The 4,877-nt window shown below is 78.1% G+C and carries 3 protein-coding genes; 1 reads left to right on the plus strand and 2 read right to left on the minus strand.

Annotation, left to right across the window (positions count from 1 at the left end):
- Positions 1-260 (minus strand): NUDIX domain-containing protein (locus J0670_RS30190; RefSeq protein ID WP_207814882.1); only part of this gene is annotated, 260 nt, incomplete at its 3' end.
- 145 nt (positions 261-405) lie between these two features.
- On the minus strand, positions 406-2,529 hold the full coding sequence (locus J0670_RS30195) for a glycogen debranching N-terminal domain-containing protein (protein ID WP_243437730.1): 2,124 nt from the start codon (positions 2,527-2,529) through the stop codon (positions 406-408).
- Positions 2,530-3,223: 694 nt separating this feature from the next.
- On the opposite strand from J0670_RS30195, the gene J0670_RS30200 reads away from it, so the two are divergent.
- Positions 3,224-4,537: an alpha/beta fold hydrolase gene (locus tag J0670_RS30200; RefSeq protein ID WP_207814883.1), complete on the plus strand. Its 1,314-nt coding sequence runs from the start codon at positions 3,224-3,226 to the stop codon at positions 4,535-4,537.
- Positions 4,538-4,877 lie beyond the last annotated feature (340 nt).

Raw genomic sequence — 4,877 nt, forward strand, 5'->3', positions numbered from 1 at the left:
GCCGCGCCGGGGCCGACCGCGTCGTGGCCGGGGGCGGAGTGGGCGCGCAGGCCGGTCTCCTCGGCCAGCTCGCGGGAGGCGGCCTCGGCCAGGCCCTCGTCCGGTCGGACGAAGCCGCCGGGCAGGGCCCAGTACCCCTGGTACGGCGGCTCGCCTCGTCTGACCAGCAGGGCGCAGAGCGAGTGGTCGCGCACCGTCAGCACCACCAGGTCAACCGTGACAGCGAACGGGGGGAAGGCCGACGGATCGTAACGCGACATGGCGACGATCATAGTCGTCTCTCTGACGATAAGCACAGGCCTCCGCGCGGAGTGCGCGGCACCGCTGACCGTGCCCGCCCGGCGCGGTTCGCGCACGGGCGGGCGGGTCACACGCGGGTGCCGTCGGACACGGGCGGGCACGGTGTCAGCGGGCGACCAGCTGGAGTTCCGCGGAGGCCTCCTCCACCATCGCCACCCCGATCCGGCTCACCCGGACCGAGAAGGGCTCGCCCGCCACCCGCAGGCCGGTCAGTTCCAGTTCCCCGAGCGGGGCGGTGCTGGCCGGGCGGACCAGGACCCGGCCGCCCGGGACGTCGGGCCGGACGCCCGCGAGTGCGAACACCGCGTGGACGGCTCCTGCCGCGGAGACCGCTGCCGGGCGGCAGGCGGCGGGGTGCGGCACCGGCGGGCAGCCGGGGGTGCGCTGCTCCCCCGCGTACATCTCGGGCAGCCTGCCCTCGAAGTGGGCGGCCGCGGAGAGCAGGCCCTCCAGCAGGGTGCCGGCCTCGTTCTCGTGGCCGGCCGCCGCGAGTCCGGCGATCGCCAGCGCCGTCTCGTGGACCCGCACCGCGCCGCCGCGGTGGCCCAGGGGGTTGAAGCGGGGCGACTTGGCGCTGAGGGTGCGCAGGCCCCAGCCGCTGTCCAGCTCCGGGGCGACCAGGCGCTGGGCGAGCAGCCGGGTCTGCTCACGGTCCAGCAGACCCTCGTGCCGACCGCCGTCGGCGGCGAGCCCGGTGTCGAGCAGGTGCACCAGGGAGGAGGCGACGGCCGGCAGCGGCTGGCCGCCCGGGGCCAGCCCGGCGGCGGGGCGGCCGCCGGAGAGGTCGTCGATCCAGAACCGCTCGCGGAAGCGCCCGCGCAGGGCGGCGGCCCAGTCCCGCCACTCCTGGGCGCCGGGGCGCCCGAAGGCCTCCAGGAGCTCCGCGCCGTGCAGGGCGGCGCGGTGGGCCTGCGCCTGGACTTCGGCGCGGGCTGGCACCGGGTGGGCCGCGCGGTCCTCCGCCGGGCGGCTGAGGTCGGTGACGAAGCCGTCGGCCAGGCCCTCGCGCAGGGCGGCCAGGGCCCGCTCGGCGGCCGGGAGCAGGTCGGCGACCTCCGCCCGGGGCAGGCCCCACCGCCAGGCCTCGGCCAGCACGGTGACGAACAGCAGGGTGGCCTCGGTGGCGGTGCAGGTGGGCGGCAGTTCGGGGCCGCCGTGCCGCAGGGCGCCGGGCAGCAGGCCCTCGGTGCGGCCCGGGGCTGGGGCGAGCTGCTGACGGCGGGCCAGCGCGCGGAGCGTCCCGGCGGCGAGCCGGGTGCCGAGCGGCAGGGTCATCCGGGCGGCCCAGAGCGCGTCGGCCGGGGCGAGACCGAACCGCCAGGGTGCGCCGGAAGCCGGGTAGAGGTCGGTCGGGCGGTCCGGGTCGGCGAACAGCAGTCCGCCGAGGGCGTCCAGGGAACGGGCCACCAGCGGGGCGGCGCGGGCGTCGTCGCTGCGGACCTCCGGTTCGGCCCAGGGCAGCGGGACGCCGGTGCCGCGCCCACCGGGCGGACGGGGGCCGCCGGGGGCGGTCTCCAGCTCGGCGCGCAGCTCGACCGACCAGCGGGCGCCGGGTTGGACCTCCAAGTCCCAGCGGAGCACCCCGGCCCCGGCGAGGACGGCGTGCGGGGAGGGCTTGGCGCTGACCACGGCGCTGTGCGTCGGGCCGGCCCAGCGCAGCCCGGCGGACTGCACCTGGCCCGGCAGGTCGGGCGGGCGGTGCCCGGCGGCGATCTCGGCGACCGGGCCGAGATCGGTGCCGAGGGCGATCTCCAGCGGCAACCGGGCGGGCCGGGCGCCGGTGTTGCGCACGGTGACGGCCTCCACGCCGTCCGCGTGGCGCAGCCGCTCGACGGTGAGCGCCGGGTCCGGGTCGAGGTCGCCGGGGAGGCGGACGGCGCCGAGGAAGCGGGCCTGGGCGGTGCTGGTCGAGGTGCCCTGGAGCGGCAGCGGCTCCATGCCGCCCAGCCGCAGCTCCATCCGGGCGAGCACCCGAACGCCGTTGCGGTAGAAGCCGTGCAGGCTGTGGCCGCGCAGCTGGCCGTCGGGGCCGGAGGCGGCCATCGCGGGGGCGTTGACGCAGAGCACCGCGTGGTGGACGGCGGGGGGCTGCGGACGCGGCGGGGCCGCGGGCCGGCCCGGGCCGGCGGGGGCGCCCGCGGGCCCGGCCGTCGGCGCCTGGTCGGGGCGCCCGGCCGGTCTGGGCGCGCCGACCACGCTCTCGGCCGGCATGGCCTGTGGTGGCCTCATGGCGGTCACCGGACTCTCCTCCCCTCGGCGGTCCGGTGGCCGGGTCAGGCCGGTGGGCCGCGAGCATGCTCGATCGCGTGCTGATGGTGCCGGGCCGGCGGGATCTCTCCCGTCGGCGGTGTGCCGTGTCTGGCCGTACCCGGTGGTGGGCCGTGCCATGCGGTGTCCGGTACCGGGCCGGTACCGGCGCGCCGCGCCTTCGCGTCGGGCACGCCGCCGTGCCCGGCACTCCGTCAGGTCCGGTGCCCGGCCTGCCGGTGATGCCCTGCTCGGGACGCCCACCCCCGTGGCCCGCGCCCGTCGGCGGCCGTGCTCGGCCGGTCCGCACCGCCGGGCGGGCGGCCGCCCGCAACCGGGTGCCGCCGAACACCGCCCGGGCGCAGGGCCCCCCGGGGTGAACGCCGCGCACCGCCGCCAGGTCACGCCCCGTCGTGGCCTCATCCGGTCGCACCCGGCCCCTCGGGCCCGTCACCGGGGCCTCGCCGCAGGCCCGCGCCGTCCGCCGTCTCGGGCCGCTCCCAGGCCTGTTGGCCCTGTGCCTCGGCCGGTGCGGGCCGCCCGGCCGGGTGGGCAAGGCGGTCGAACCGGCGCTCGACCGCCGCCAGGATACGGTGCGGGGGTCGCGGCGCCCGCACCTGGTGACCCCCGTGAGCCGCGACGCAATCGCTGTGACCAGCAGAGACCGAGGAGTTGCATGTCCACCGTCAGCCGGCTGCCCGGGATTGTCACGACCGACCACGTCTTCCAGCTCCCCCTCGACCATTCCGCCCCTGATGGCGAGCAGATCGAGGTGTACGCCCGCGAGGTGGTGGCCGCCGGCCGCGAGCGGGACGATCTGCCCTGGCTGGTCTTCCTCCAGGGCGGGCCCGGCGGCAAGGCCGCCCGCCCGCTCGGCCGGGACGCCTGGCTGGATCGCGCCCTGGACGACTACCGCGTGCTGCTGCTCGACCAGCGCGGCACCGGGCGGTCCACGCCCGCGACCCGGCAGACCCTCGCCCGGCGCGGCGGCCCGCAGGAGCAGGCGGACTACCTGGCGCACTTCCGCGCGGACTCGATCGTGCGGGACGCCGAGCTGATCCGCCGCCGGCTGCTCGGCGCCGACCGGCGCTGGAGCGTGCTCGGCCAGAGCTTCGGCGGCTTCTGCACCCTCACCTACCTCTCCTTCGCTCCCGAAGGCCTGACCGAGGCCTTCATCACCGGCGGCCTCTCCGGCCTCGGCAGCTCGGCCGACGACGTCTACCGCGCCGCCTACCCGCGCGTCGTCCGCAAGAACGAGGACCACTACGCCCGGTTCCCGCAGGACGTCGAGGCCGTGCGGCGGATCGCCGCCCACCTCGCCGACTCCCCCGCCACCCTGCCCGACGGGGGGCTGCTCACCGTCGAGTCCTTCCAGGGGCTCGGGATGATGCTCGGCGGCGGTAGCGGCTCGGGCACCCTGCACTACCTGCTGGAGGAGGCGTGGGTGGAGGGCCCGGCCGGGGCCGAGCTCTCCGACACCTTCCTGGCCGGCGTCCAGGCCCGGCTCTCCTTCGCCGAGGGCCCGCTGTACGCCGTGCTGCACGAGTCGATCTACGGTCAGCGGTCGGTGGAGCAGCGCGGCACCGCCTGGTCGGCCGAGCGGATCCGCAAGGAGTTCCCGCAGTTCGACGCCCGGGCCGCGCTGGAGTCCGACGCCCCGGTGCTGTTCACCGGGGAGATGATCTACCCCTGGATGTTCGACACCGACCCGGCGCTGCGCCCGCTGAAGGAGACCGCGGACCTGCTCGCCGCCCGCACCGACTGGCCCGACCTGTACGACCCGGCGCGGCTGGCCGCCAACACCGTGCCGGTCGTGGCGGCGGTGTACCACGACGACATGTACGTGGACACCGCCGACTCGCTGGCGACCGCCCGCGCGGTGCGCGGCCTGCGGACCTGGATCACCAACGAGTGGGAGCACGACGGCCTGCGGGTGAGCGGCGGCAAGGTGCTGGACCGGCTGATCAAGATGGCGCACGGCGAGGCGTAGCGGCCTGTCGGGCGGCGGGCGCGGTGGGTCGGTCAATGCGCACGGCGGGCTCCTCTCACCGCCTGCCGGGTGCCGCGGCACCGATGAAGCCCGGTGCCGGGCCGGATGGCGGCCGACGCACAGGCCGCCGCCCGGCCGAGCCGCACGCCCCGAGCGGGCCTCGCCGCGTGGGCCGGGCCGCACCCGGGCGCCGCGAGCAGGGCGCCCGGCCCGGCCCCGCTCGCATCCGGCCCCGGCCCCTCGGAGCGCCCGGGGCCGCCGGGGCCGGGATCGGCCGGCGCCGGCGCCGCGGACCCACCCTTTCGCCGGCCGCCCCGTCGGCGTCGGCGCGCGCCACCGG

This window comes from Streptomyces sp. FH025 (genome assembly GCF_017427025.1).
Taxonomy (GTDB): domain Bacteria; phylum Actinomycetota; class Actinomycetes; order Streptomycetales; family Streptomycetaceae; genus Kitasatospora.

What these genes read in the sequence shown, in the direction of transcription:
- J0670_RS30200 (WP_207814883.1), top strand. Translation starts at nt 3,224, where the DNA reads ATGTCCACCGTCAGCCGGCTGCCCGGGATTGTCACGACCGACCACGTC.
- J0670_RS30195 (WP_243437730.1), bottom strand. Translation starts at nt 2,529, where the DNA reads ATGAGGCCACCACAGGCCATGCCGGCCGAGAGCGTGGTCGGCGCGCCC.